The sequence below is a fragment of the Pseudomonas sp. FW305-25 genome, assembly GCF_017351415.1.
In the GTDB taxonomy this organism is placed as follows: domain Bacteria; phylum Pseudomonadota; class Gammaproteobacteria; order Pseudomonadales; family Pseudomonadaceae; genus Aquipseudomonas; species Aquipseudomonas chlororaphis.
Map to the genome: position 1 here is coordinate 1 of NZ_JACNDE010000060.1, position 24575 is coordinate 24575.

The 24575-nt window shown below is 64.4% G+C and carries 31 protein-coding genes; 18 read left to right on the plus strand and 13 right to left on the minus strand.

Features of this window, described 5'->3' with window-relative positions; translation table 11 throughout:
- Positions 1-193 precede the first annotated feature (193 nt).
- From J4E58_RS30695 to J4E58_RS30710, 4 genes are all read right to left on the minus strand, one after another.
- Positions 194-712 (minus strand): DUF3299 domain-containing protein, encoded by a 519-nt coding sequence (locus J4E58_RS30695; protein WP_087091860.1) that lies wholly within the window; start codon positions 710-712, stop codon positions 194-196.
- 28 nt (positions 713-740) lie between these two features.
- On the minus strand, positions 741-2006 hold the full coding sequence (locus J4E58_RS30700) for an ABC transporter permease (RefSeq protein WP_007924141.1): 1266 nt from the start codon (positions 2004-2006) through the stop codon (positions 741-743).
- 1 nt (position 2007) lies between these two features.
- Positions 2008-2718 carry an ABC transporter ATP-binding protein gene (locus tag J4E58_RS30705; RefSeq protein ID WP_087091861.1) on the minus strand — a complete coding sequence of 237 codons (711 nt, stop codon included), beginning with the start codon at positions 2716-2718 and terminating at the stop codon, positions 2008-2010.
- 130 nt (positions 2719-2848) lie between these two features.
- Positions 2849-3433 carry a DUF2796 domain-containing protein gene (locus tag J4E58_RS30710; RefSeq protein WP_087091862.1) on the minus strand — a complete coding sequence of 195 codons (585 nt, stop codon included), beginning with the start codon at positions 3431-3433 and terminating at the stop codon, positions 2849-2851.
- A 135-nt stretch (positions 3434-3568) separates the two neighbouring features.
- Between J4E58_RS30710 and J4E58_RS30715 the strand changes: the two genes are divergently transcribed.
- On the plus strand, positions 3569-3922 hold the full coding sequence (locus J4E58_RS30715; protein ID WP_087091863.1) for a hypothetical protein: 354 nt from the start codon (positions 3569-3571) through the stop codon (positions 3920-3922).
- Between the two features lie 50 nt (positions 3923-3972).
- Here the strand turns inward: J4E58_RS30715 and trxA are convergent, their stop codons facing one another.
- The 3 genes from trxA to J4E58_RS30730 all read right to left on the minus strand — a co-directional run bounded on the left by trxA (position 3973) and on the right by J4E58_RS30730 (position 6117).
- Positions 3973-4845 carry a thioredoxin gene (gene trxA, locus J4E58_RS30720; protein ID WP_087091864.1) on the minus strand — a complete coding sequence of 291 codons (873 nt, stop codon included), beginning with the start codon at positions 4843-4845 and terminating at the stop codon, positions 3973-3975.
- 160 nt (positions 4846-5005) lie between these two features.
- Positions 5006-5662 (minus strand): methyltransferase, encoded by a 657-nt coding sequence (locus J4E58_RS30725; RefSeq protein WP_087091865.1) that lies wholly within the window; start codon positions 5660-5662, stop codon positions 5006-5008.
- A complete protein-coding gene (locus J4E58_RS30730) occupies positions 5659-6117 on the minus strand; it encodes a hypothetical protein (protein ID WP_087091866.1) in 459 nt (152 codons plus the stop codon). The genes J4E58_RS30725 and J4E58_RS30730 overlap by 4 nt, the downstream gene beginning before the upstream one ends.
- A 129-nt stretch (positions 6118-6246) precedes the next feature.
- Here J4E58_RS30730 and nrdR point away from each other — a divergent pair, with 129 nt between their 5' ends.
- From nrdR to J4E58_RS30790, 12 genes are all read left to right on the plus strand, one after another.
- Positions 6247-6711: a transcriptional regulator NrdR gene (nrdR, locus tag J4E58_RS30735; RefSeq protein WP_007924133.1), complete on the plus strand. Its 465-nt coding sequence runs from the start codon at positions 6247-6249 to the stop codon at positions 6709-6711.
- Complete coding sequence (gene ribD, locus J4E58_RS30740; protein WP_087091867.1) at positions 6708-7841, plus strand: bifunctional diaminohydroxyphosphoribosylaminopyrimidine deaminase/5-amino-6-(5-phosphoribosylamino)uracil reductase RibD; 1134 nt, start codon at positions 6708-6710, stop codon at positions 7839-7841. The genes nrdR and ribD overlap by 4 nt, the downstream gene beginning before the upstream one ends.
- Before the next feature lie 46 nt (positions 7842-7887).
- Positions 7888-8550, plus strand: coding sequence for a riboflavin synthase (locus J4E58_RS30745; protein WP_007924128.1), 663 nt, complete (start codon positions 7888-7890; stop codon positions 8548-8550).
- 31 nt (positions 8551-8581) lie between these two features.
- Positions 8582-9673: a bifunctional 3,4-dihydroxy-2-butanone-4-phosphate synthase/GTP cyclohydrolase II gene (gene ribBA, locus J4E58_RS30750; protein WP_053262821.1), complete on the plus strand. Its 1092-nt coding sequence runs from the start codon at positions 8582-8584 to the stop codon at positions 9671-9673.
- A gap of 91 nt (positions 9674-9764) precedes the next feature.
- Positions 9765-10241, plus strand: a complete 477-nt coding sequence (ribE, locus tag J4E58_RS30755) for a 6,7-dimethyl-8-ribityllumazine synthase (protein WP_007924117.1) — start codon at positions 9765-9767, stop codon at positions 10239-10241.
- Positions 10238-10738 carry a transcription antitermination factor NusB gene (gene nusB, locus J4E58_RS30760; protein WP_007924115.1) on the plus strand — a complete coding sequence of 167 codons (501 nt, stop codon included), beginning with the start codon at positions 10238-10240 and terminating at the stop codon, positions 10736-10738. The genes ribE and nusB overlap by 4 nt, the downstream gene beginning before the upstream one ends.
- An 18-nt stretch (positions 10739-10756) precedes the next feature.
- Entirely contained in the window at positions 10757-11722 is a 966-nt protein-coding gene (gene thiL, locus J4E58_RS30765; RefSeq protein WP_087091868.1) for a thiamine-phosphate kinase, read from the plus strand.
- Positions 11719-12222 (plus strand): phosphatidylglycerophosphatase A, encoded by a 504-nt coding sequence (locus tag J4E58_RS30770; RefSeq protein WP_053262819.1) that lies wholly within the window; start codon positions 11719-11721, stop codon positions 12220-12222. Before thiL ends, J4E58_RS30770 begins: the two co-directional genes overlap by 4 nt.
- Positions 12223-12232: 10 nt before the next feature.
- Positions 12233-12991 (plus strand): ABC transporter substrate-binding protein, encoded by a 759-nt coding sequence (locus tag J4E58_RS30775; protein WP_087091869.1) that lies wholly within the window; start codon positions 12233-12235, stop codon positions 12989-12991.
- Positions 12992-13103: 112 nt separating this feature from the next.
- Entirely contained in the window at positions 13104-13721 is a 618-nt protein-coding gene (gene ribA / locus J4E58_RS30780; RefSeq protein ID WP_007924108.1) for a GTP cyclohydrolase II, read from the plus strand.
- Entirely contained in the window at positions 13718-14137 is a 420-nt protein-coding gene (locus J4E58_RS30785) for a hypothetical protein (RefSeq protein WP_009045819.1), read from the plus strand. The genes ribA and J4E58_RS30785 overlap by 4 nt, the downstream gene beginning before the upstream one ends.
- Positions 14137-14931 (plus strand): cobalamin-binding protein, encoded by a 795-nt coding sequence (locus tag J4E58_RS30790; protein WP_087091870.1) that lies wholly within the window; start codon positions 14137-14139, stop codon positions 14929-14931. The genes J4E58_RS30785 and J4E58_RS30790 overlap by 1 nt, the downstream gene beginning before the upstream one ends.
- Before the next feature lie 106 nt (positions 14932-15037).
- Here the strand turns inward: J4E58_RS30790 and J4E58_RS30795 are convergent, their stop codons facing one another.
- The 4 genes from J4E58_RS30795 to J4E58_RS30810 form a co-directional block, all read right to left on the minus strand.
- Positions 15038-16927 carry a TonB-dependent receptor domain-containing protein gene (locus J4E58_RS30795; protein WP_087091871.1) on the minus strand — a complete coding sequence of 630 codons (1890 nt, stop codon included), beginning with the start codon at positions 16925-16927 and terminating at the stop codon, positions 15038-15040.
- A gap of 101 nt (positions 16928-17028) precedes the next feature.
- Positions 17029-18927 (minus strand): 1-deoxy-D-xylulose-5-phosphate synthase, encoded by a 1899-nt coding sequence (dxs, locus tag J4E58_RS30800; RefSeq protein ID WP_007924104.1) that lies wholly within the window; start codon positions 18925-18927, stop codon positions 17029-17031.
- A 111-nt stretch (positions 18928-19038) separates the two neighbouring features.
- Positions 19039-19926: a (2E,6E)-farnesyl diphosphate synthase gene (gene ispA, locus J4E58_RS30805; protein WP_087091872.1), complete on the minus strand. Its 888-nt coding sequence runs from the start codon at positions 19924-19926 to the stop codon at positions 19039-19041.
- Complete coding sequence (locus J4E58_RS30810) at positions 19923-20165, minus strand: exodeoxyribonuclease VII small subunit (protein WP_007924102.1); 243 nt, start codon at positions 20163-20165, stop codon at positions 19923-19925. Before J4E58_RS30810 ends, ispA begins: the two co-directional genes overlap by 4 nt.
- A 226-nt stretch (positions 20166-20391) precedes the next feature.
- On the opposite strand from J4E58_RS30810, the gene nirK reads away from it, so the two are divergent.
- The 3 genes from nirK (at position 20392) to J4E58_RS30825 (ending at position 22914) form a co-directional block, all read left to right on the plus strand.
- Positions 20392-21480, plus strand: coding sequence for a copper-containing nitrite reductase (nirK, locus tag J4E58_RS30815; protein ID WP_087091873.1), 1089 nt, complete (start codon positions 20392-20394; stop codon positions 21478-21480).
- 66 nt (positions 21481-21546) lie between these two features.
- Entirely contained in the window at positions 21547-21846 is a 300-nt protein-coding gene (locus J4E58_RS30820; protein WP_087091874.1) for a helix-turn-helix transcriptional regulator, read from the plus strand.
- Positions 21847-21909: 63 nt separating this feature from the next.
- Positions 21910-22914 (plus strand): NAD(P)-dependent alcohol dehydrogenase, encoded by a 1005-nt coding sequence (locus J4E58_RS30825; protein WP_087091875.1) that lies wholly within the window; start codon positions 21910-21912, stop codon positions 22912-22914.
- A 24-nt stretch (positions 22915-22938) separates the two neighbouring features.
- On the opposite strand, the gene J4E58_RS30830 is transcribed toward J4E58_RS30825, so the two are convergent.
- Complete coding sequence (locus J4E58_RS30830; RefSeq protein ID WP_007924098.1) at positions 22939-23388, minus strand: DUF3828 domain-containing protein; 450 nt, start codon at positions 23386-23388, stop codon at positions 22939-22941.
- A gap of 171 nt (positions 23389-23559) precedes the next feature.
- Here J4E58_RS30830 and J4E58_RS30835 point away from each other — a divergent pair, with 171 nt between their 5' ends.
- Both J4E58_RS30835 and J4E58_RS30840 read left to right on the plus strand, forming a co-directional pair.
- A complete protein-coding gene (locus J4E58_RS30835; protein WP_087091876.1) occupies positions 23560-23859 on the plus strand; it encodes a type II toxin-antitoxin system RelE/ParE family toxin in 300 nt (99 codons plus the stop codon).
- Positions 23856-24149 (plus strand): addiction module antidote protein, encoded by a 294-nt coding sequence (locus tag J4E58_RS30840; RefSeq protein WP_009045810.1) that lies wholly within the window; start codon positions 23856-23858, stop codon positions 24147-24149. The genes J4E58_RS30835 and J4E58_RS30840 overlap by 4 nt, the downstream gene beginning before the upstream one ends.
- Positions 24150-24264: 115 nt before the next feature.
- Here J4E58_RS30840 and J4E58_RS30845 read toward each other — a convergent pair.
- A partial coding sequence (locus J4E58_RS30845) for a DUF6124 family protein (protein ID WP_259334424.1) occupies positions 24265-24575 on the minus strand: 311 nt, incomplete at its 5' end.

Here is a 24575-nt window from a genome sequence, read left to right on the forward strand (position 1 = left end):
AAAGCGTAGCCCTCGCAGGGTGTGGGGGTGACCATCTCATTACCGGATCAGCGTGGAGGCAGGGGAGCTGCGGGTGTTGTGTACGCTGTGCAACTGATCGCGGGCAAACGTGCGGCTACAGGGAACTGTGCTGTTTTGTGGGCGCAGGCTTGCTTGCGATGAGGTCATGAATGGCACTGCGAAAAACGCGGTTTCACTCCTGCAATTCGTACACGTAAATTTTCTCTGCCTCCATCTGGTAACCCGCGTCGGCGATGTCGCTGGTGGACGCCTTGACCTGCATCGGCCCCTCGATCCAGTACGGCTGATACAGCTCGTCGAGCTTCACGCCGACTTGGCTTTTCACATGCACGATCTGATTCGACGGTGGTGGCGGCACGTGGATGCAGGCGCCGAAATATGGCACCAGCAGAAACTCCGTGGTGCGGCCTTCCTCGCTGACTTCCAGCGGCACGATGTAGCCGGGCAGGCGCACCGACAGGCCGTCCAGGCTCTGCACCACCGGAGCGTTGGGCATGTCCTGCTTGGCCGCCGGGGCGGACTCGGCGGCCAGGGCGTCGCTCATCTGCGACAGGTCGTGCAGCGGCTGCATGTTCGGCACCTCCGCCGGCGCGTCCGGCGGGATCATTTCTGACCAGGCCAGGTCACGGGGTTCGGCGGCCCATAGCGGCAGGGCGACCAGCATCAACAGCGCAAGCAGGGCACGGGGCATGCCGGAGCTCCTCATAACCAGAAGTTCCTCATAAACGGATGGACAGGCCATCGGCCAGCGATTGTCGGTAGGCGCGCCAGGCGGGCACGCTGCCCATCAGCAGGGCGGCGATCAGGATACCGCCGAGCAGCGTCCACTCATACTCGCTTGGCCAGGACAGCGGCAGGTACAGGCCGTAGCTCGACTGCACATAACCCTGGGCCAGGGCGATGCCCAGGTACAGCAGGCCCAGCCCGGCGAGCACACCGGACAGCGCCAGGGCGAAGGCTTCCAGCACCAGCAAGGTCGCGATATGCCAAGGCCGGGCGCCGACCGAACGCAGGATCGCCATCTCCCGGCGGCGCTCGTTGAGGCTGGTGAGGATCGCCGTGAGCATGCCGATCAGGCCGGTCAGCACCACGAACAGCGACACCACGAACAAGGCCTTTTCCGCGGTGCCCATCAGGCTCCACAGCTCCTGCAGGGCGACCCCGGGCAAGATCGCCAGCATTGGTTCGCCGCGGTATTCGTTGATCTCGCGCTGCACCGCGAAGGTGGCGATCTTGCTGTTCAGGCCGAGCATGAAGGCAGTGATCGCTTGCGGCGTCAGGTCCATGTTGCGCGCCTGGTCGGCGCTGATGCGGCCGCTGCCCTGGGCCGGCACGCCGTTGTGCCAGTCGATATGGATCGCCTCCATGCCACCGAGGCTGATGTGCAGCGTGCGGTCCACCGGGGTGCCGGTGCGCTTGAGGATGCCGACCACGGTGAAGGGTTTGTCGTCATGCTTGACCAGGCTGATGGCCGCCACGCCGTGGGCCAGCACCAGCTTGTCGCCGAGCTTGTAATGCAGGGCCTCGGCGACTTCGGCGCCCAGCACCACTTCGAACGGATCGCTGGCGAACTCGCGGCCGCTGGCCAGTTGCAGGTTCTGCTGGTGGCCGTACTGGTAATGCTCGAAGTAGGCCGCGGTGGTGCCCATCACCCGGTAGCCGCGATGGGAGTCGCCGAGGGAAATCGGGATCGCCCATTTCACTTTCGGGCTGTTGGCGAAGTGTTCGAAGCTGTCCCAGCGAATGTTGTTGGTGGCGTTGCCGATGCGGAACACCGAGTACAGCAGCAGGTTCACCGAACCGGAGCGGGCGCCGACGATCAGGTCGGTACCGCTGATGGTGCTGGCGAAGCTGGCGCGGGCTTCGGTGCGCACCCGTTCCACCGCCAGCAGCAGGCAGACCGACAGGGCGATGGCGAAGGCGGTGAGGATCGCGGTGAAGCGGCGGTTAGCCAGGCTGGCCATGGCTAGACGGAACAGATACATCTCAGACCTCCGCGGGCGTGGCGGCGCGATTGAGTTCGGCCAGCGACAGGTTGCGATCGAACAGCGGCGCCAGGCTCTGGTCGTGGCTGACGAACAGCAGGCTGGCCCCGGCCTCGCGGCATTCGGCGAACAACAGGCGGATAAAGGCTTCGCGGGCGTCGTAGTCCAGTGCCGAGGTGGGTTCGTCGGCGATCACCAGTTCCGGTTGGCCGATCAGCGCGCGGGCGGCGGCGACCCGTTGTTGCTGGCCGATGGACAGCGAGTCGGCGCGGCGACCGAGCAGGCCGGGGTCTTTAAGCCCCAGGTGGGCGAGCAGGGTGGCGGCTGCCTGGTCGACACTGCCGTGGCGCTGTACGGCGCGGCTGGCGCGCAATTTGGAGAAGTGGCAGGGCAACTCGACGTTCTCGCGTACCGAGAGAAACGGCAGCAGGTTGAACTGCTGGAAAATGTAGCCGGTGTGATCGACCCGGAAGCGGTCGCGGGCGCCGGCGGAGAGTTCGGTCAGCTCCTGGCCCAGCAGGCGGATGCTGCCGCGGCCGGGTTTCTGCACGCCGCCGAGCAGGCCGAGCAGGGTGGTCTTGCCGCTGCCGCTGGGGCCCTTGAGGAACAGCGTTTCACCCGCTTCCAGGCGAAAGGCCGGGATATCCAGCAACTGCGGATGGCCGGGCCAGCTGAAGCCCAGGTCGGACAGTTGGATCAGTGCTTGGGTCATGGGCGATGGTTCGTCGGTTGATTCATATTTGTAGGAGCGAGCTTGCTCGCGATAACGGTCATCCGGTTGGCATCATCTGTCGGCTATGACATCGCCATCGCGAGCAAGCTCGCTCCTACAGGGGACGTGATCAGAACTTCAGGCTGGCGGCCTTGGAGGTCGCTTCCACGCCTTGCTGGCCACTTGGCGAGATGAGTTGTACCTGAATTTTCTGAGTGGCGGGGAAGGTCTTGAACACGCCGGCCAGGTCCAGGTTCTTCAGCGCGCCCGGCGTGGCACAGGTGAACTGGTAGTGCGCATGGATCTCGCTGTGCTCGTGGTGATGCTCGTGGCCGCCGGCACTCTTCGCGTCGTCATGATCTTCGGGCTTGTCGCCGAACAGCGGGCTTTCCAGTTCCTGTTGCGCCACCACGCAACCGGCGGCGGGCGGCAGGCTGAACAGCGCCAGCGGTTTTTCCAGCTGGGCGCGCACGGCGGCGACCTTGGCCTTGTCCGCGTCGGTGCTGGCGGCGTGCTCGAAGCCCACCAGGTTCATCGCCGGGCTTTCCAGTTCCAGCTCCAGGGTCTGGCCGTCCAGTGCCGCGTTCAGGCGGGCCACGCCATGCTCGTGAGCGCCGAGGCTGCCGTGTTCATGGTCGTGGTCGTGTTTTTCGGCCGCGTGAGCGATGGCCAGGGGCAACAGGGCGAACGGCAGGGCGAGCAGCAGACGACGCATGGCAAGTCTCCGGGAGCGAACATGAAAATAATGTTATGTAATCTTATAACGGAAGTGGCGAGAGTTTGACCGCCTGCTTGGCGTTGCGCAAGACGCATGGGAGCATGCTCGTCAGAAATTTTCGGGAGCAGAGCGATGGTGCGTATTCGTGGAAGCATCGGCGAATGGCCGGTGGATTTGACCCTGGAACTGGACGAGGCCGACTGGGATCAGTTGAGTGCCCGGCTGGGGACGCCGTTGCAGGCGGCCAAAGCCGAAAGCGGCGCGCCCGTGGCCAAGCCGGCGAGCCAGGATGATGCGTTGTGGCAGATCACCCAGGACCTGCTGCGCAAGGCCGGGCAATTGAGCGGCCCGGATCTTTTGGAGCAACTAGAAGGCCTGACCGGCAGCGCCGTGGCGGGCAAGCGGCTGTTGGTGCGTTTGCGCCATAGCGCACAGGTCAAGGTGGTGAGCGGCGGCGATACGCCGCTCTACAGCTGGATCGAGTAGGCGAGGGCTGCGCCGGCTTGCGATAAACCGGCGCGGCTATCAGCTATGAATCAGTACAGCGCGGCGAACAGCTTGCGACGGTAGGTGGTCACCAGCGGGTGGTCGTTGCCCAGCAGCTCGAACACTTGCAGCAAGGTCTTGTGCGACAGGCCTTCGTTGTAGCTGCGGTTGCGGATGAACAACTTGAGCAGGGCATCCAGCGCCGCGTCGTACTGCTGGCGCGCCAGTTGCTGGATGGCCAGCTGATACATCGCCTCGTCATCCTGCGGGTCCTGCGCCAGGCGGCTTTTCAGCTCGGCGCTGTCCGGCAGGTCGGCAGCCTGCTTGAGGAAGGTGATCTGCGCCTTGGCCCCGGCCAGCGCCGCCTTGTGTTCATCGCCGGTGACCGCGTCGAGTACGGTCTGGGCTTCGCCCAGTTCACCGCGTTCGGCCAGGCAGCGGGCGTAGAGGATCAAGGCCTTGGCGTTGCTGTTGTCTTCGCCCAGCAGCACTTTGAGCGTGGCTTCGGCATCGGCGATGCGCCCTTCGGCGAACAGCGCTTCAGCCAGCTCCAGCGGGTCGGCGGCCTTGGGCGGCGGCATCTGCACATGGGGTTCGAGCATGGCGCGCACCGCGGATTCCGGTTGCGCCCCGGCAAAACCGTCCACCGGCTGACCGTCCTTGAACAGCACCACGGTCGGCAGGCTGCGAATGCCGAAGCGGGCAACGATGTCCTGCTCGATATCGCAGTTGACCTTGGCCAGCAGCAGTTCGCCCTGATAGCTCTCGGCGATCTGTTGCAGCATCGGCATCAGCGCCTTGCAGGGCGCGCACCATTCGGCCCAGAAATCCACCAGCACCGGCTTGTGGAACGAGTTCTCGATCACCGACTGGTCGAAGTCGGCGGTGCTGGCGTCGAAAATGTACGGCGTGTCCTGACTCATGGGGGATCTCGAAGAACGTGAATGGGCCAACTATAAGGCTTGGCGGGGGGCGGCTGAAAGCGGGGTATCGGGTGGCCGGTAGATTGTTTCGCGGGCAAGCCTCGCTCCTGCAGATGCTGCTGGACGTTGCTCGATAGAGCACAAGGTGATTTGTCCTTCATCAATCGCGCTGCGCGTGATACAGGCTCACTTCGCGGAACTCCCAGGGCTCGGCCAGATCCGGCAGGGTCAGGGCGTGGAGCATTTCCAGGCGTTGGTATAGCGGATGTTGGAAGTCCTTGACCCGGGAGTCCGCCACCAGTGCCTGGCGTCCGCGGCTAAGGAATTCATCCAGCAGCGGCAGGTTGGCGCGGTCGTAGAGCACGTCGGCTACCAGGATCAGGTCGAAGCGATCCGCTTGCGCGAAAAAGTCCGTGGAGTAACCCAGTTCAACCCCGTTGAGCGCCGCATTCGCCTTGCAGGCGGCGATGGCCAGGGGGTCGAGGTCGCAGGCCACCACTTCCAGCGCGCCGGCTTTCAGCGCCGCGATACCGGCCACGCCGGAGCCGGCGCCGAAATCCAGGACCCGCTTGCCTTGCACCCACTGCGGACGCTCGGCCAGATAGCGCGCCAGGGCCAGGCCGCTGGCCCAGCAGAAACTCCAGTACGGCGGTTCGTGGAGAATTCGCCGGGTTTCTTCCGGGGTGAAGGCGCGGTCCATGTTGTCGGCATCGATCAACCACAGCTTCAGCTCGGTGTCCGGCAGTTCGCAGGCCACCAGTTGGGCGTCGCCCAGCAGTTCGCTCAGGGCGCGTTGCAGGTCGAGCGGTGGGGTCATGGTGCTTTGACGAATTGCAGCTGGCCCACGGCCTGGGTAGTCGGCTGGGTGATGAGTTGCGCCGGCAGGTGCAGGATCAACTGGCCGGACTGGCTGGCGCGGCCGCGCAGTTCAACGCGGGCGCCTACCGGGAAGACATCGGGATTGAAGCGCAGGCGAAACGGCAGGACCTTGTTGTTGCCGATCAGGTTGCTGCTGGCCAGCAAACGTTGCGGCCGGCCGCGCTCGTCGATCACCAGCAGCGCCAGTTCCACCTCGGCACCGCTTGGTACGCCCTGCAGGGTGCCGCTCAGTTCACGCTGATAGGCCGGCAGGGGGCCGAGGTCAGTGGATTCCTGGGCCTTTTTCACACTCTGCTGGGGTGGCACGGTGGAGGCGGCCGGTTTCGGGGCGTCGCTGCTGCAAGCGACCAGCAGGCTGAAAAGGCTGAGCAAAACGAGCGGTCGTAGTGGCATGCGAAGCTCCAACAAGGCGAAATTCCATGTGCAAAACATAATAGTCGGTCTGTATACCGTAAAGGCTATGGCTTGTCTTGCCAGTGGGATGCGCTACCATGGCCCTCCCTTTTTTTGTTGCCTGCCACCATGCACTGTCCCTTCTGCGGTGCCAACGACACCAAGGTCATCGACTCGCGTCTGGTCGCCGAAGGCGAACAGGTGCGCCGCCGGCGTGAATGCCTGGCCTGCGGTGAGCGTTTCACCACTTTCGAAACCGCCGAACTGGTGTTGCCGCGCCTGATCAAGACTGACGGTAGCCGCCAGCCCTTCGACGAAGAAAAACTCCGCGCTGGCATGCAGCGTGCCCTGGAAAAGCGTCCGGTCAGCGTCGAGCGCCTGGAAGCCGCGCTGGTGCATATCAAGCACAAGCTGCGCGCCACCGGCGAGCGCGAGGTCAAGTCCCTGGTCGTCGGCGAACTGGTGATGGCCGAGCTGCAAAAGCTCGATGAAGTGGCCTATATCCGCTTCGCCTCGGTCTACCGACGGTTCCAGGATCTCAACGAATTCCGCGAAGAGATCGACCGTCTCGCCCGCGAGCCGGGTAAAGAATGAACACCTCCAGCGAACAGGCGGTGCTCGACGCCCACTATATGGCGCGCGCCCTGGAGCTGGCCGCAAAAGGTCGCTTCAGCACTCATCCCAACCCCCGGGTCGGTTGCGTGATCGTGCGCGACGGCCAGGTCGTCGGCGAAGGCTGGCATGTGCGGGCCGGCGAGCCCCATGCCGAAGTCCACGCCCTGCGTGCCGCCGGTGCCAACGCCCGCGGCGCCACCGCTTACGTGACCCTCGAGCCCTGCAGCCATCACGGCCGTACGCCGCCGTGCGCCGATGCCCTGGTGGATGCCGGCGTGGCACGGGTCGTGGCGGCGATGCAGGACCCCAACCCGGAAGTCGCCGGCCGTGGCCTGCAGCGCCTGGCCCAGGCCGGCATCGCTACCGACAGCGGGGTGATGGAGCAGCAAGCCCGCGCCCTCAACCAGGGTTTCCTCAAGCGCATGGAGCACGGCCTGCCGTTCGTGCGGGTCAAGCTGGCCATGAGCCTGGACGGGCGCACCGCCATGGCCAGTGGCGAAAGCCAGTGGATCACCGGCCCCGCCGCGCGTTCCGCGGTGCAGCGTCTGCGGGCCCAGGCCAGCGTGGTGTTGACCGGTGCCGACACGGTGCTGGCGGACAATGCCCGGCTGACGGTACGTGCCGAGGAACTAGGGCTGGATGCGGAACAGACCGCCCTGGCCATGAGCCGTCCACCCTTGCGCGTGTTGATCGACGGCCGCCTGCGGGTGCCGCTCGATGCGCCGTTCTTCAAGGCGGGGCCGGCGCTGGTCGCCACCTGCGCGGCGGTGGAAGAACAGTACGCCAATGGTCCGGAATGCCTGATCGTGCCGGGCGCCGATGGCCAGGTGGACCTGCGTCGGCTGTTGGGCGAGCTGGCTGCCCGCGGCGTCAACGAGGTGCTGGTGGAAGCCGGCCCGCGCCTGGCGGGGGCGTTCGCCCAGCAAGGCCTGGTGGATGAGTACCAGATCTTTGTCGCCGGCAAGTTCCTCGGCTCTACGGCCCGGCCGCTGCTCGACTGGCCGCTGGCGCAGATGAGCGAGGCGCCGCTGCTGAAAATCATTGAAATGCGCGCCGTAGGCGATGACTGGCGAGTCATTGCCATTCCTCTGCCAGCAGCGAGCGTATAATTTCGGGCCTTCGCCACGCGGCGACCCTGTTCTCGAGGAGGACTCCATGTTTACAGGCATCATCGAATCCATCGGCAGCATCCGTGCATTGACCCCCAAGGGCGGCGATGTGCGGGTGTATGTGGAAACCGGCAAGCTCGACCTGGGCGACGTGAAGCTGGGCGACAGCATCGCGGTGAACGGCGTCTGCCTGACCGCGGTGGAACTGCCGGGCGACGGCTTCTGGGCCGACGTCAGCCGCGAGACCCTGGACTGCACCGCTTTCCATCAGTTGAAGGCCGGCAGCCGGGTCAACCTGGAAAAGGCCCTGACCCCGACCACCCGCCTGGGCGGTCACCTGGTCAGCGGCCATGTCGACGGCGTCGGCGAAGTGGTGGCCCGGGAGGAAAATGCCCGCGCCATCCAGTTCCGTATCCGCGCGCCCAAGGACCTGGCCAAGTACATCGCCCACAAGGGCTCGATCACCGTCGACGGCACCAGCCTGACGGTCAACGCGGTCAATGGCGCCGAGTTCGAGCTGACCATCGTCCCGCACACGCTGGCCGAAACCATCATGGCCGACTACCGGCCGGGTCGGCAGGTCAACCTCGAAGTCGACCTGCTGGCGCGTTACCTGGAGCGCCTGCTGCTGGGCGACAAGGCCGCGGAGCCTTCGAGCGGTGGCATCACCGAAAGTTTTCTGGCCGCTAACGGCTACCTCAAATCCTGAACCTCAAATTTTGAAAGAAGGGGGGTGCCGCGTGGCGCTCAACAGCATCGAAGAACTGGTTGAAGACATCCGCCAAGGCAAGATGGTCATCCTCATGGATGACGAAGACCGCGAGAACGAAGGCGACCTGATCATGGCCGCCGAGTGCTGCAAGGCCGAACACATCAACTTCATGGCCAAGCATGCCCGTGGCCTGATCTGCATGCCGATGAGCCGCGAGCGTTGCGAGCTGCTCAAGCTGCCTTTGATGGCGCCGCGCAACGGTTCCGGGTTCGGTACCAAGTTCACCGTTTCCATCGAGGCCACTACCGGCGTGACCACCGGTATCTCCGCCGCCGACCGCGCACGCACGGTGCAGGCTGCCGCCGCCAAGGACGCCAAGGCCGAAGACATCGTCAGCCCGGGCCACATCTTCCCGCTGATGGCCCAGCCGGGCGGCACCCTGGCCCGCGCCGGCCACACCGAAGCTGCCTGCGACCTGGCGCGCATGGCCGGTTTCGAGCCGAGCGGGGTGATCTGCGAAGTGATGAACGACGACGGCACCATGTCCCGTCGCGCCGAGCTGGAAGCCTTCGCCGCCGAACACGACATCAAGATCGGCACCATCGCCGACCTGATTCACTACCGGATGATCCACGAACGTACCGTTCAGCGGATTGCCGAGCAGCCGCTGGACAGCGAATTGGGCCAGTTCAACCTGGTGACCTACCGTGATTCGGTGGAAGGCGACGTGCACATGGCGCTGACCCTGGGCAACATCTGCGCCGAAGAGCCGACTCTGGTTCGCGTGCACAACATGGACCCGCTGCGCGACCTGCTGATGGTCAAACAGCCTGGCCGCTGGAGCCTGCGGGCCGCCATGGCCACGGTGGCCGAGGCCGGCAGCGGCGTGGTGCTGTTGCTGGGCCACCCCCTGGACGGCGACGTGCTGCTGGCGCATATCCGCGAAACGGCCGAGCACGTGCCTGCGAAAAAACCGACCACCTACAGCATCGTCGGTGCCGGTTCGCAGATTCTGCGCGACCTGGGCGTACGCAAAATGCGCCTGATGAGCGCGCCGATGAAATTTAATGCGATATCCGGTTTCGACCTGGAAGTTGTAGAATACGTGCCCTCCGAATAAAAGCCGGTTGTTGCGGGCTTGAAATTCGCGGTTCAAATATCACTAGTGAGCGCGTAGTGAACGCGCTCCGGCTCTTTAAGAGATTTGTCGAATGACCCTGAAGACCATCGAAGGTACCTTCATCGCCCCCAAAGGCCGCTATGCCCTGGTGGTCGGCCGTTTCAACAGCTTCGTCGTCGAAAGCCTGGTCAGCGGTGCCGTTGACGCCCTGGTCCGTCACGGCGTGAGCGAAAGCGACATCACCGTGATTCGTGCCCCTGGCGCCTTCGAGATTCCGCTGGTGGCGCAGAAAGTCGCGCAGAAGGGCGAGTTCGCGGCGATCATCGCCCTGGGCGCGGTCATTCGTGGCGGCACTCCGCACTTCGAATACGTGGCGGGCGAGTGCACCAAGGGTCTGGCCCAGGTGTCCATGGAGTTCGGCGTACCGGTCGCCTTTGGCGTGCTGACCGTCGACTCGATCGAGCAAGCCATCGAACGTTCCGGCACCAAGGCCGGCAACAAAGGTGCTGAAGCTGCCTTGTCCGCTCTGGAAATGGTCAGCCTGCTGGCGCAGTTGGAGGCCAAGTGATTAGCGACGATAGCGATCGTTTCAACCCGCGCGATCCGAAACCTGCGGACGCTGGCAAGCCATCCAAGAGCGCCAAGCGTCGCGAAGCCCGTCAGCTCGCGACCCAGGCGCTGTACCAATGGCACATGGCCAAGCACTCGCTGAACGAGATCGAAGCGCAGTTCCGGGTCGACAACGATTTCACCGACATCGACGGTGCCTACTTCCGTGAGATCCTGCACGGCGTTCCGGCCAACAAGAATGAGATCGACAACGCTCTCACCCCTTGCCTGGACCTCACCATCGAAGAGCTGGACCCGGTCGAACTGGCGGTTTTGCGCCTGTCCACCTGGGAACTGCTCAAGCGCGTCGACGTGCCGTACCGCGTTGTGATCAACGAAGGTATCGAACTGGCCAAGGTCTTCGGTTCCACCGACGGCCACAAGTTCGTCAACGGCGTACTCGACAAGCTGGCCCCGCGTCTGCGTGAAGCTGAAGTGAAGGCATTCAAGCGCTGATCCGCGCTTGCAGCTGCCATGGGCGAGTTTGAGCTGATCCGTAACTTCTTTGCTGCCGCGCCTTGTGCGCAGGGCGGCGAGGGCGTTGCACTGGGGATTGGCGACGACTGCGCCTTGCTGGCTGTTCCCCCTGGCGAACAGTTGGCGATTTCCACCGACACCCTGGTGGCCGGTGTGCATTTCGCAGATCCCTGCGACCCTTTCCTGCTCGGCCAGCGCTCGCTGGCGGTGGCGGTCAGCGACCTGGCGGCCATGGGCGCCGCGCCTGTCGCCTTCACCCTTGCCCTGACTCTGCCGACGGTTGACGCCGATTGGCTGCAAGCCTATGCCAACGGCCTGAGCGCCATGGCGCAGAGCTGCGGCGTGCGCCTGGTAGGCGGCGATACCACCCGCGGCCCGTTGACCCTGACCATGACCGTGTTCGGTCGCGTGCCCGCCGGCCAGGCCCTGACCCGCAGCGGTGCCCGTCCGGGCGACCTGCTGTGTGTCGGCGGCGAACTGGGCAATGGCGCCGGGGCCTTGCCCCTGGTGCTCGGACAACGCAGCGCCGAGCCGGCGGTCGCCGAGCCTTTGCTGGCCCATTACTGGTCGCCGCAACCGCAACTGGCCCTGGGCCAGGCGCTGCGCGGCAAGGCTACCGCGGCCATGGATATCTCCGATGGCCTGCTGGCCGACTGCGGGCACATTGCTGCCGCTTCAGCTGTCGGCTTGCTGATCGAAAGTGAAAAACTGCCGATGTCCCGGGCGTTGTTGAGCTTTCTCGGTGAGAATGGCGCCCGCTCGGCGGCACTCAGCGGCGGTGACGATTACGTGCTGGTCTTCACCTTGCCCGAAGCCGAGCTGGCGCCGCTGCTCGCCGCCGGCTGGCCGGTGCATGTGCTGGGCCGGGTTGTGGCCGGGCAGGGCGTGGTGCTGCTGGATGCCGAGGGGCGGGACATCACCCCGAGCACTCGGGGCTATCAACATTTTCGGGAGACACCGTGACAGATCATCCCAAACAGGTTCCGGCAGAGTTCGTGCCGCCCTCCGTCTGGCGTAATCCCTGGCATTTTCTGGCCTTCGGCTTCGGTTCGGGCACCTTGCCCAAGGCTCCGGGTACCTGGGGCTCGCTGGTGGCGCTACCGTTCATCCCGCTGTGGCAGATGCTGCCGGACTGGGGTTACTGGCTGATGCTCGGCATCACCATGCTGTTCGGCTTCTGGCTGTGCGGCAAGGTGGCCGACGACCTGCGGGTGCATGACCACGAAGGCATCGTCTGGGACGAAATGGTCGGCATGTGGATCACCCTGTGGCTGGTGCCGGAAGGCTGGCAGTGGTTGCTGGCGGGTTTCCTGATGTTCCGCTTCTTCGACATTCTCAAGCCCTGGCCGATTCGCTGGATCGACCGGCATGTGCACGGCGGTATCGGGATCATGCTCGACGACGTGCTGGCCGGTGTCTTCGCCTGGTTGGCGATGCAGGGGCTGGTGTGGTGCTTTACCTGAGGAATCAGCCATGCCGGCCGTTCGCATTCTGCTGGTAATGCTCTGTGTCTTGACCGCCAGCCTGGTCCGGGCCGCCGAGCCGGCGGCGCTTCCCGGCGAAATCCGGGTGGCCAGCGAGGAGTGGGACAGCTACACCCAGGCCGATGGCCAGGGCATGGCCTGGGATATCCTGCGCGAGGTCTTCGAGACCCAGGGCGTAAAGCTCGACATGCGCAGCGTGCCGTACACCCGCTCGGTCGGGCTGGTGCAGCGGCGTGAAGTCGACGCCCTGGTCGGCTCCTATCGGGACGAAACCGATGGCGCCCTGTATCCGCGCTGGAATTACGACACCGACCATATCTACAGCCTGGGCCTGGCGACGAACCCGCCGCCGACCCTGGCCACGCTCGGCAACTATCGCCTGGTCTGGGTACGCGGCTATCGCTACCAGGACTACTTGCCCAATATTCAGCGTTTCAATGAAATCCGCCGGCGTGTCGGTATCCTGCCGATGCTCCAGCAAGGCCGCGCCGACTTCTATATCGATGCCCTGACCGAGGTCGATGTTGTCCTGTCCCAGGCCGGGGACCGCTCGCAGTTCCGGCGCAGCCATTTGGCCGAACTGCCACTGTTCCTGGGTTTTGCCAACAATGAACGTGGGCGGGTGCTGTGCGCCCTGTTCGATCGGCGGATGGCCGAGTTGGTGAAAAATGGCCGTTTGCGCCCGATTTTCCAGCGCTGGCAGCAGCCCTATCCGTTCGATACCGGGCGTCCGCCTGAAGACCGTTGATCTAACTTCTCGATCTTTATGTCCGATAATTCAGCCTAAGCGTCTGTCGGAAGCTGCTGTTACAATGCCGCCTCTGCGAATCTCCAGTCCCATACAGATCAGGAGCACAACGGTGCCCGTCGTTTTTGTTGCCGCTTCCAAGCTGCCTACCCCTTTTGCGCAATTCACCATGCACGGTTTTCTCGATGAAGCCACCGGCCGCGAGCACGTCGTGCTCAGCCTGGGTGATATTGCCGATGGCGCTCCGGTGCTCGGCCGGTTGCACTCCGAATGCCTGACCGGCGATGCCCTGTTCAGCCAGCGCTGCGACTGCGGTTCGCAACTGGAAGCCGCCCTGCAGGCGATCGCCCGCGAAGGCCGTGGCGTGCTCCTGTACCTGCGTCAGGAAGGCCGCGGCATCGGCCTGCTCAACAAGATCCGCGCCTATGAGTTGCAGGATGGCGGCGCCGACACCGTGGAAGCCAACGAACGCCTGGGCTTTGCCGCCGACCAGCGTGACTACGCCATGTGCCTGCCGATGCTCGAGCACCTGGGGGTGAAATCCCTGCGGCTGATGACCAACAACCCGCGCAAGGTCAAGGCCCTGACCGAGATGGGCATAGTCGTTGCCGAGCGCGTGCCGCTGCATACCGGCCACAACCCGCACAACAAACTCTACCTGGCCACCAAGGCCAGCAAGCTCGACCACATGATGGGCAACGAGCACCAGGGCGAGGTAGACCGGGCGTGACCCGCGGTCAGGTCCGGCGGCGCCTGGCCGTCAGTTGGTGGCAATACCTGGCGCTGGCGCTGCTGCCGTTGTTCGTGATCAACCTGGTGTTTGGCCAGGGCGAGCCGCTGCTGCCGATTCTGGCGATGCCGTTTTTCATTGCTGGCGTGGCCTCGATGTTTGTCAGCCTGCGTTTTTTCGGCGGCTACAAACGGGCCTTGATCGCCACCCATAAAGCCCTCGATACCCCCGAAGAGCCAGCGGCCTGGATCGAGTTGGCGGCCCGCCGTCGCGCGGCGTTTCTGGCGGCGGCGCTGCCGGCCTGGGTCGGTGCCCTGGCGGTATTCGTAGGCCTGGAAGCGGTGCCGCTGATCCTCCTGGCGCTGTCCACCGCGGTGCTGTTCTACCTCTACCGCATCCCGCGTCAGCTCGGTTGATGCGCCGCTGGCTGGCAGTCCTGCTGCTGGCCCTCGCAGGCCCGGCGCTGGCCGTGGAGCGCGTGGTCAGCCTCGCGCCTTCGCTATCGGAAATCGTCGTCGAACTGGATTCCGCCGACCTGCTGGTCGGTGTGCTCGACGCCGGCGAGCGTCCTCCCCAATTGCACAACCTGCCGTCGGTGGGCCGTTATGGCCAGCTGGACATGGAGCGGCTGCTTAGCCTCAGGCCGGATCTGCTCCTGCTCTGGCCCGGCAGCGTCGGCCCGGTCCAGCGCGAACAGCTCAGCCGCCTGGGCATCCCGACCCTGGTGGCCGAACCCCACAGCCTCGACCAGCTCACCACTCAAATTGCAACTATCGCCGCCCGGCTAGGGCGCCCACAACGCGGCCTGGAGCGTGCCAATGAGTTGCGGCAGCAACTGGCCGGCCTGCGTCAGCGTTATGCCCGCAGTGCACCGATGGCGGTGTTTTATCAGGTCTGGGACCAGCCGTTGTACACCGTGGGCGGCGGGCAAATCATCAGCGATGCCTTGAGTGTGTGCGGCGCGCGCAATGTATTTGCCGACCTGCCGCTGCCGGCGCCCCAGGTCAGCGTCGAGTCGGTGTTGCAGCGCAACCCTGAAGTGATTCTGGCCAGCACCCAGGCGCAACTTGACGCCTGGAAAGCCTGGCCGCAATTGAAGGCGGTGGCGCAAGGCAGGTTGTTGCTGATCAGCGATAAAGGCCTGGAGCGGCCGAGCGGGCAGATGATCGCCGCGACGGCCAAGCTCTGTGAGTTGCTTGAATCTGAGTAGCTGCGGCTAGCGCATCGCGGGCAAGCCTCGCTCCTACAGAAAGATGTGCAATCCCTGTGTAGGAGCGAGGCTTGCCCGCGATAGCGTTCTTACAGGCCCGACCTGACTAAAGCTCCGGCGTCCAGGTCACCCCGAACATCCAGGCCCGGCCTTGTTCCCGATACCCGTACTGCGCGCCGTCATGGCTGTACAGCACCCGGCTGTAGGACTTGTCGAGCAGATTGTCGACCTTCAGTTCCAGCCGGACTTCGCGATTCAGCGCCCAGCTGCTGCGCAAGCCCAGCAGGGCATAGCCGCCGAGGCGTTGCTGGTTGGCCAGGTCGTCATAGCTGCTGCTCACCGCCTGCCAGCTGGCGCCGAGGCCCAGGCGGTCGAACTGCCGATCCAGGTCCAGGCTCAAGGTGCGCCGGGCACGGCGGGCGAGGGTGTGGCCGGTGCCGCGGTCGCGGGGATCGATGATCGCCAGCCCCAGATTGCTCTGCCAGCCGAACAACTCCTGCTGCAGCGTCGCCTCGAAGCCATTGATACGTGCCGAGGCGACGTTCTGTGGGCGCGAATTGCTGCCGAAGATAATCGCGTCTTCCAGGTCGGTGCGGTACAGCGAGGTTTCCAGGCGAGTGGTTTCGTTCAGCTGGCTGCGCCATTGCAGCTCGTAGCTTTTCGAGGTCTCGGGCTTGAGGTCGGGGTTGCTGAAGTCGGGGTAGTACAGGTCGTTGAAGGTCGGGGCGCGGAAGCCTTCGCTGTAGGTCAGCAGGACATCGTTATCTGCATTAAACGGCAGGGTGAGGGTGCCGCTCCAGCTGTTCTGGCCGCCGAACTGCTGGTTCTGGTCGCGACGCAGGCCCAGTTCGGTGGAGAAACTGTCGGTCTTGAAGCGATGCTGGACAAAGGCCGCGCGGTTCCAGCGGCTGTCTTCGGCGAAGGCGGTACTGCTGTTGACCCGGTCTTGGTACCAGTCGCCGCCGACGATCAGGCTGTTGCGTTCGTCGAGGGTCAGGTCGTTCTGCCAGTTGACCGAGTCGCGGTAGGTGTTGAACACCGTGCGTTCGTCGCTGAGCTTGTCGAAGGTCTTCTCGCGGTTTTCGCTGTGGCCCAGTTCCAGGCGCGACTTCCAGACGTCGTTGATACGCCCGTCGACATAGCTGCTGAAGCTGCTGACCGCGAATTCGCTGTAGGGCTTCTGGGGGAGGCTCTCGAAGGCGCTGCCATTGAAATACGAACGCCCGAAGGGGTTGTCGAACTCGCTTTTGCCGCGGTTATCCAGCAGGTTCAGGCCCGCTTCCCAGTCGTCGTTGAAGGCGTGGCTCAGGCTCAGGCTGAGGGACTGGTTGCGGTAGGCGTCATTATCGCGATCGCTGGCATAGGACTCATGGGTGCGATTGCTCCCGGCCGTGTCGTCGAGGCTGGCGCCCAGGCTGAAGCGAGTCTGCTGGTCGCCGCCGGACAGGCCGATGCTGCGCTCCCAGCTCTGGTGGCTGCCGACCCCCAGGTGCAGGCGGGGTTGCAGGCCCTGCTCGGCGCTGCGCCGGGTGAAGATCTGGATCACCCCGCCGATGGCGTCGCTGCCGTAGATCACCGAGCGTGAACCGCGCAGTACTTCCACCCGCTCGATCTGCTGGATATTCAGATGTTGCAGATTGCTGTCGCCGGAGCTCGAACTGCCGATGCGCTGGCCGTCCACCAGCACCAGGGTCTGCGCCGACGAAGTGCCGCGGATATAGATCCCAGGCACGCTGCCCCGGCCGCCACTCTGCGCCACTTGCACGCCAGGCACCCGTTGCAGCAGGTCGGTGACGCTGGAGGGTTGCAGGCGGTCGATGTCGTCGCGGGTGAACACGGTGTTGGCGGCGCTGCTGTCGTTGCGGGCCTCTACCTGGCGGTTGGCGCTGATCAGCGTGTCGGGCAGCTTGAGGGCCTGTTCGCGGTCGAGATTGTCGGCCAGCAGTTGGCCGGTGGGCAGCAGGCAAAGGGTCAGGGTGAGGTGCGAGGGTTTCATCGGCAATCTATAGCGAATGGAGCATGCAAGGAAAAACCGTGCGACCTCAAAAGCAACGCCCCCTTTCGGGGGCGATCGCAGCCTTCGGCAGCGGCTACAGGTTACAGGCCGAGCCGTTGCAGGCGTGCCCGTACGGCGGCTTCGATACCGGCTTCGTCCAGGCCGCATTCGGCCAGCATCTGCGCCGGCTTGGCGTGTTCGACGTAGAGGTCCGGCAGGCCCAGGTGCAGGATCGGCTTGAGGATCGCCTCGCGCGCCAGGAACTCGCCGACCGCGCCACCGGCGCCGCCCATGATGGCGTTCTCTTCGATAGTCACCAGCAGTTCGTGGCTGGCGGCGATTTCGCATACCAGGGCTTCATCCAGCGGCTTGACGAAACGCATGTCGACCACAGTGGCATCCAGCTTGTCGGCGACTTTCAGCGCCTCGGCCAGTTGCACGCCGAACACCAGCAGGGCGACCTTGCTGCCCTGGCGACGGACCACGCCCTTGCCGATCTCGATCGGCTGCAGGTCCTTTTCGATGGTGGCGTTCGGGCCGGTACCGCGTGGATAACGCACGGCGGCCGGGCCGTTGTACAGGTGGCCGGTGCTGAGCATCTTGCGCAGCTCGTTCTCGTCGCTCGGGGTCATCACCAGCATGCCGGGGATGCAGCGCAGGAACGACAGGTCGAAGCTGCCGGCGTGGGTCGGGCCGTCTTCGCCCACCAGGCCGGCACGGTCGATGGCGAACAGCACGTCGAGGTTCTGCACCGCTACGTCATGCACCAGCTGGTCGTAACCGCGCTGCAGGAAGGTCGAATAGATCGCCACCACCGGCTTGGCGCCTTCGCAGGCCATGCCGGCCGCCAGGGTCACTGCGTGCTGCTCGGCAATCGCCACGTCGAAATAGCGCAGCGGGAAGCGCTCGCTGAAGGCCACCAGGTCCGAGCCTTCCTTCATCGCCGGGGTAATGCCCACCAGGCGCGGGTCAGCGGCGGCCATGTCGCACAGCCATTCGCCGAATACTCCGGAGTACTTCGGCCCACCGGCCTTTTTCGGCGCGGCGGCGGGGCTGTCCAGGGGGTCGAGCTTGGTGATGGCGTGGTAGCCGATCGGGTCGACTTCCGCTGGGGCAAAACCCTTGCCCTTCTTGGTCACCACGTGCAGGAACTGCGGACCCTTGAGGTCGCGCATGTTGCGCAGGGTGGCGATCAGGGTCGGCAGGTCGTGGCCGTCGATCGGGCCGATGTAGTTCCAGCCCAGCTCTTCGAACAGGGTGCCGGGAACCAGCATGCCTTTTGCGTATTCTTCGGTGCGGCGGGCGATTTCCCAGGCGCCGGGCAGGCGCGACAGCACCTTCTTGCTGCCTTCGCGCATGCTGGCGTAGGTGCGGCTGGAAAGAATCTTGGCCAGGTAGTTGGACAGGCCGCCGACGTTGCGCGAGATCGACATGTCGTTGTCGTTGAGGATCACCAGCATGTTGGCGTCCACTTCCGGCGCGTGGTTCAGCGCCTCGAAGGCCATGCCCGCGGTCAGGGCGCCGTCGCCGATCACCGCGATGGCCTTGCGTTCGCTGTTCTGCAGGCGGGCGGCAATGGCCATGCCCAGCGCCGCGCTGATCGAGGTACTGGAGTGGCCGACGCCAAAGGTGTCGTACTCGCTCTCGGAGCGCCGCGGAAAGGCGGCCAGGCCGTCCTTCTGGCGCAGGCTGGCCATGCGCTCGCGGCGACCGGTGAGGATCTTGTGCGGATAAGCCTGATGACCCACGTCCCACACCAGGCGGTCGTCCGGCGTGTCGAAGACGTAATGCAGCGCGATGGTCAGCTCGATGACGCCCAGGCCGGCACCGAAATGCCCACCGGTCTGGCCGACCGTATAGAGCAATTCCAGGCGCAACTCATCGGCCAGGGTTTCCAGCTCGGCTTCGCCTAACCGGCGCAGGCCGTCCGGCGTGTTGGCACGGTCGAGCAGGGGCGTGGTCGGGCGCTTGCGGGGAATCTCATGAAACGTCGTGGGCATCAGGCGAATCGTTATAGGTATAAAAGAGGCGGCAGTTTACCTTATGCATCGCAAGCTGCCCACGCAGAGCGCGGAACTTGGCCGATATGCGGTCTGCCGCGCCGGGGTCGATCAACTGCGTCGTTCGACGATATAACGCGCCAGTTCCCGCAGGGGCTCGGCGCCCGCGTCAAAGGGTCGCAGTGCGTGCAGGGCCTGATCGCGCAGTTCCAGGGCATAGGCCTTGGCCGCTTCCAGGCCGAGCAGGGCCGGGTAGGTCGGTTTGTCCCGGGCGATGTCGGCACCCTGGCGTTTTCCGAGGGTCGCGGTATCGCTTTCCACGTCGAGAATATCGTCCTGCACCTGGAACGCCAGGCCGATGGCCTGGGCATAGGTCTGCAGGGACTTGAGCTCGTCTTTTTCGGCCCGGCCGCTGGCCAGGGCGCCGAGCTTGACGCTGGCCTCGATCAGCGCGCCGGTCTTGTGCCGGTGCATGTACTCCAGGGCTTTCTGGTCGAGCTTGAGACCCACGGAACCGAGGTCGATGGCCTGGCCGCCGACCATGCCCGCCGGGCCCGCGGCCAGCGCCAGGGCGCTGACCATCCGCAGGCGGATCTCGGCACTCGAATCGCTCAGGCGCGGGTCGAGCAGGGCGCTGAAGGCCAGGCTCTGCAAACCGTCGCCGGCGAGAATCGCGCAGGCTTCATCGAAGGCTTTGTGGGTAGTTGGCTGGCCGCGACGCAGGTCGTCGTCGTCCATGGCTGGCAGATCGTCGTGCACCAGGGAATAGGCGTGGATCAGCTCCACCGCGCAGGCCGCGCCGTTGGCCTGCTCCGGCCGGGCACCGAGGGCTTCGCAGGCGGCGTAGGCCAGCAGCGGGCGCACGCGCTTGCCGCCGTTCATCACGCTGTAGCGCATGGCCTGGTAAAGACGGGCCAGCTCCGGGCTTGGCGCGTGGAACAGGGTTTCCAGTGCAGCATTGACCCGGGCCTGGCTGCTGGCCTGATAGGCCGCGATCATTCTGGTTGTTCCGCGTCGAAGGGTTCTTCGGCCAGTTCGCCATCGCGCTCCAGCAGGATCTGCACCTTCTGCTCGGCCTGGGCCAGCGCCGCCTGGCAATCGCGGGTCAGGCCGATGCCTTGCTCGAAGGCGGTCAACGAGTCTTCCAGCGACAGCTCGCCGTTCTCCAGACGCTCGACCAGCGTTTGCAGGTCGGCGAGGGATTGTTCGAAATCTAAGGCAGCTTTTTTGCGGGCCATGGCGGCTATCCCGGTTGACGTTAAACCGGCGCGACACTAGCAGACATGGGGTTTTGGGGCAAATGAGAGGGGGTTGCCGAACGGCTCGGCAGGGCGATTTTCTGCCCTGGGTCAGGGGCCGGTTGCGCGGGTCGACCTTCTGTCGCCATTTCTTGCTTTACGACAAGGAAAGTTGCGCGCGCTTGCCTTGCAATGCCCCATCGTTGATTGGCAAGGAGAAGCTGCAATGAGTGTTTTTCGAAGTGTATTGGGAGCCTGTGTGCTGCTTGGCAGCTGTGCCAGCAGCCTGGTCCTGGCCGGTGGGGCAGAGGGTTTGCAGCGGGTGCAGGTCGAGCTGGTCGCACCGCCGCTGGTTCATCCTCATGAGCAAGTGGTCAACGGGCCGCCCAAGGTGGTGCAGTTCCGCATGAGTATCGAAGAGAAAAAAATGGTCATCGACGACCAGGGCACCACGCTCCAGGCCATGACCTTCAACGGGTCCATGCCCGGCCCGACGCTGGTGGTGCATGAGGGTGACTATGTGGAGCTGACACTGGTCAATCCGCCGACCAACAGCATGCCCCATAACGTCGACTTTCACGCGGCCACCGGCGCCCTGGGCGGGGCGGGCCTGACCCAGGTGGTGCCGGGGCAGGAAGTGGTGCTGCGTTTCAAGGCCGACCGCAGCGGCACCTTTGTCTATCACTGCGCGCCGCAAGGCATGGTGCCGTGGCATGTGGTGTCGGGCATGAACGGCGCACTGATGGTGCTGCCCCGTGACGGCCTGCGCGATCCTCAGGGCAAGCCCCTGCATTACGACCGCGTCTACACCATAGGCGAATCCGACCTGTATATCCCCAAGGACAAGGACGGCCACTACAAGGACTACCCGGACCTGGCGTCCAGCTACCAGGACACTCGCGCGGTCATGCGCACCCTGACTCCGAGCCACGTGGTGTTCAACGGCCGTGTCGGCGCCCTGACCGGTGCCAACGCGCTGACCTCCAAGGTCGGTGAAAGCGTGCTGTTCATCCATTCCCAGGCCAACCGCGACAGCCGTCCACACCTGATTGGCGGCCATGGCGACTGGGTCTGGACCACTGGCAAATTCGCCAACCCGCCGCAACGCAACATGGAAACCTGGTTTATCCCCGGCGGCTCCGCGGTCGCGGCGCTGTACACCTTCAAGCAGCCGGGTACCTACGTGTACCTCAGCCACAACCTGATCGAGGCCATGGAACTGGGGGCCCTGGCCCAGATCAAGGTGGAAGGGCAGTGGGACGATGACCTGATGACCCAGGTGAAAGCGCCGGGGCCGATCGTCGAGAGCAAGTAATAGGTGGACGGGCGGGGATATTGCTCGGATCTTGAACATTTCGTAAAAGTCCGTAATATCCTCGCCATGCTCATCGACCAAATCAAAGCCCTGGCCAGCGACATCCGTATGCAGATGCTCGAATGGCTGAAGGACCCGGAAGGCAACTTCCCGCCCCAGGGGCATGACGCGCCGAAAGAAATCGGCATCTGCATGACTCACCTGCAGCACAAGGCCGCGCTTTCGGCGTCCAGCACGTCCAGCCATCTGACGATCCTGCAGCAGGCCGGGCTGGTCGAGGCCACGCGTATCGGCAAATGGACTTACTTTCGCCGTAACGAAGCGGCCATTGCTGCTTTTGCCGAGCAACTGAAGCGCGAACTCTGAGTTTTTTTACTTGAACATTTCGTTATTTTTCGAAATGAAAAGGCAACCCAGGAGGATCTGTTCATGAAAGCAATCTACGTACAACCCGGTGGTGGCTACGACAAAGTAGTGGTCGGCGAGGCTCCGGCCGCGGCGCCACAAGCGGGCGAAATCACCGTGCGCTTGCGCGCCAGCTCCCTCAACTACCACGATTTCGCGGTGGTCAGCGGCATGTGGGGCCCGACTGAGTCGCGCATCCCGATGGCCGATGGCGCCGGTGAAGTGGTAGCGGTGGGCGAGGGTGTCAGTGAATTCGCCATCGGCGACTCGGTGGTCAGCACCTTCTTCCCCGAATGGCTGGACGGCCGGCCGAATGTCATAGGTTTCGCCACGGTGCCGGGCGATGGCCTGGATGGTTACGCCCGGGAAGTCGTTACCGCCCGCGCCACCGCCTTCACCCGTGCGCCCAAGGGCTGGAGCCACGCCGAAGCGGCGACCCTTACCACCGCCGGCCTTACCGCCTGGCGCGCGCTGGTGGACGACGGCCGCGTAACTGCCGGCGATACCGTGCTGGTGCAAGGCACCGGCGGTGTGTCGATCTTCGCCCTGCAATTCGCCAAGATGCTCGGCGCTACCGTGATCGCCACTTCGTCCAGCGATGCCAAGCTGGAACGCTTGAAAGCCCTCGGCGCCGATCACCTGATCAACTACCGCCAGGACCCGACCTGGGGCGAGACCGTACAGAAGCTCACCGCCGGCCGTGGCGTCGACCATGTGATCGAAGTGGGCGGCCCCTCCACCCTGGAGCAGTCGATGATCGCCGCGCGGGTCGGTGGCCATATCTCGGTGATCGGCATCCTGACCGGGGTTGCCGGTGAGTTCCCGATCGTCACCGCGCTGGTCAAGCAACTGCGTCTGCAAGGCGTGCTGGTGGGCAGCCGCCGGCAGCAGCAGGACATGGTCCGCGCGATCGACGCCAACGGCATGCATCCGATCCTCGACAAGCACTTCGCCCTGGACGCGATGGTCGATGCCTTCCGCTACCAGGAAAGCAACCAGCACTTCGGCAAGATCATTCTCGATATCTGATCCTGCCTGGCCGGCCGCCGCGGATCACTCACTCTGATCCGTGGTGGCCAGCACCTCGTTGATCTTCCAGCAGCCTTTGTCCTTGACCAGCAGCAGGTCGACGATCTGCGTGGTGTCCGGCGTGTTGCCCAGGGTCACCGACTCACGCGCCGAGGTGCCTTGCACCTGCGGTTCGCTGACCTTGATCTGGGTCAGCCACTCATCCATGTAGTCCTGGGTCTTGAGGAAGTAGTCCTCTTCCAGGCCCTCGGGGCTGCTCATCTGTTTCTTGATCCGTTCGATCAGCGTTTGCGTGACGTACTGCTGCAGGTGCGGCAGGTCATCGGTGATCGGGTCTTTTTCGTTGCTGAAACTCTGCAGGTACCAGTTGTAGAAGGCCTCGGCCACTGGCTTGGGCGAGCTGGCGCAGTCAGCGAGCGCGAGGGGTTGATGGAAAGCCGCGGCGAGGAGCAGCAGGGGGAACAGCTTTCTCATGGGGACGTCCTTACAGGAGTTAAGACATTGAGCCGTTGAGACATCAGGTTTATGGCCGAGTGCTCGATTTCAACACGCTGTGGCCCGGATCGCTATCTGCCTGTGCGTTGGCAGCGCTTTGCAATACAAATACGCTTTCAAATGCTGTAGTCTTCAAACTACAGTCGCGGGATGATCGGGATCAAACAGACCGCGACCTTTATGGAGTGGGAAAACAGGCTCAAGGATTCCAGAGCCAGAGCGTTGATTGCTGCGCGGATTTTTCGCCTGGCCAACGGTCTTGCCGGGGACGTGTCCCCGGTGGGCGAAGGCGTCAGTGAGTTGCGCATCCATTACGGGCCGGGCTACCGGGTTTACTTCCAGCAGCGCGGCTTGCAACTCGTCATCCTGTTGTGCGGCGGCGACAAGAGTCGCCAGAGCCGCGATATCGAACTGGCCAAATACCTGGCCCGTCGTTGGAGCCGATCATGAACGAACCGCTATTCGACTATGACCCCGCCACGGCCTTGCGCGACCCGCAAGCCATCGCCCTGTTCATGGCGGACGCCTTCGAAACCGGCGATGCCGGCTATATCGCCAAAGCCCTGGGTGTGGTGGCGCGGGCCAAGGGCATGACTGAGCTGGCCCATGAAACCGGGCTGTCCCGCGAGCAGCTGTATCGCTCATTCAGCGAAAAAGGCAACCCGACCCTGAAGACCCTGCTGGCGGTGATGCGTGCACTGGGACTGGACATGACGGCGCGGGTGCATGGGGCGTCTTGATTGATGGCCAGGCCGCGCAGCCAATGTCGGAGTGGGTGGCCCTGTCCAGCGCCTGGCGGGAATTCATGGAGCACGGGGCGAATGAGCTTCGCCCCGTTCCAGTGTTCGCCGATTTTTAACGCCCCGCGCCAGCCTCGGCCGGCCGGTTGGCGTCGAGCAACGCACTCACTACGGCATTGGCCATCTCCACCGAGTGGATTATCGACCAGATCAGCCCGCGCTCCACACCGCTGGCGCGTTCGCTGATCTCGTCGCTGACCTGTACCGCGCAATCCAGTAGCAGCGACACATGCACCAAGGCTTCTTCGGCGCTGACGCCGGGGCGGACGCTGAACAGGGCGTCACGGCCCACGGCTGTCGGGACGGTGGCTTTCAGGTTGCCGAGGATTGAGGTTTCAGCGGTGTTCGCGGCCAGGGCCAGGCGGA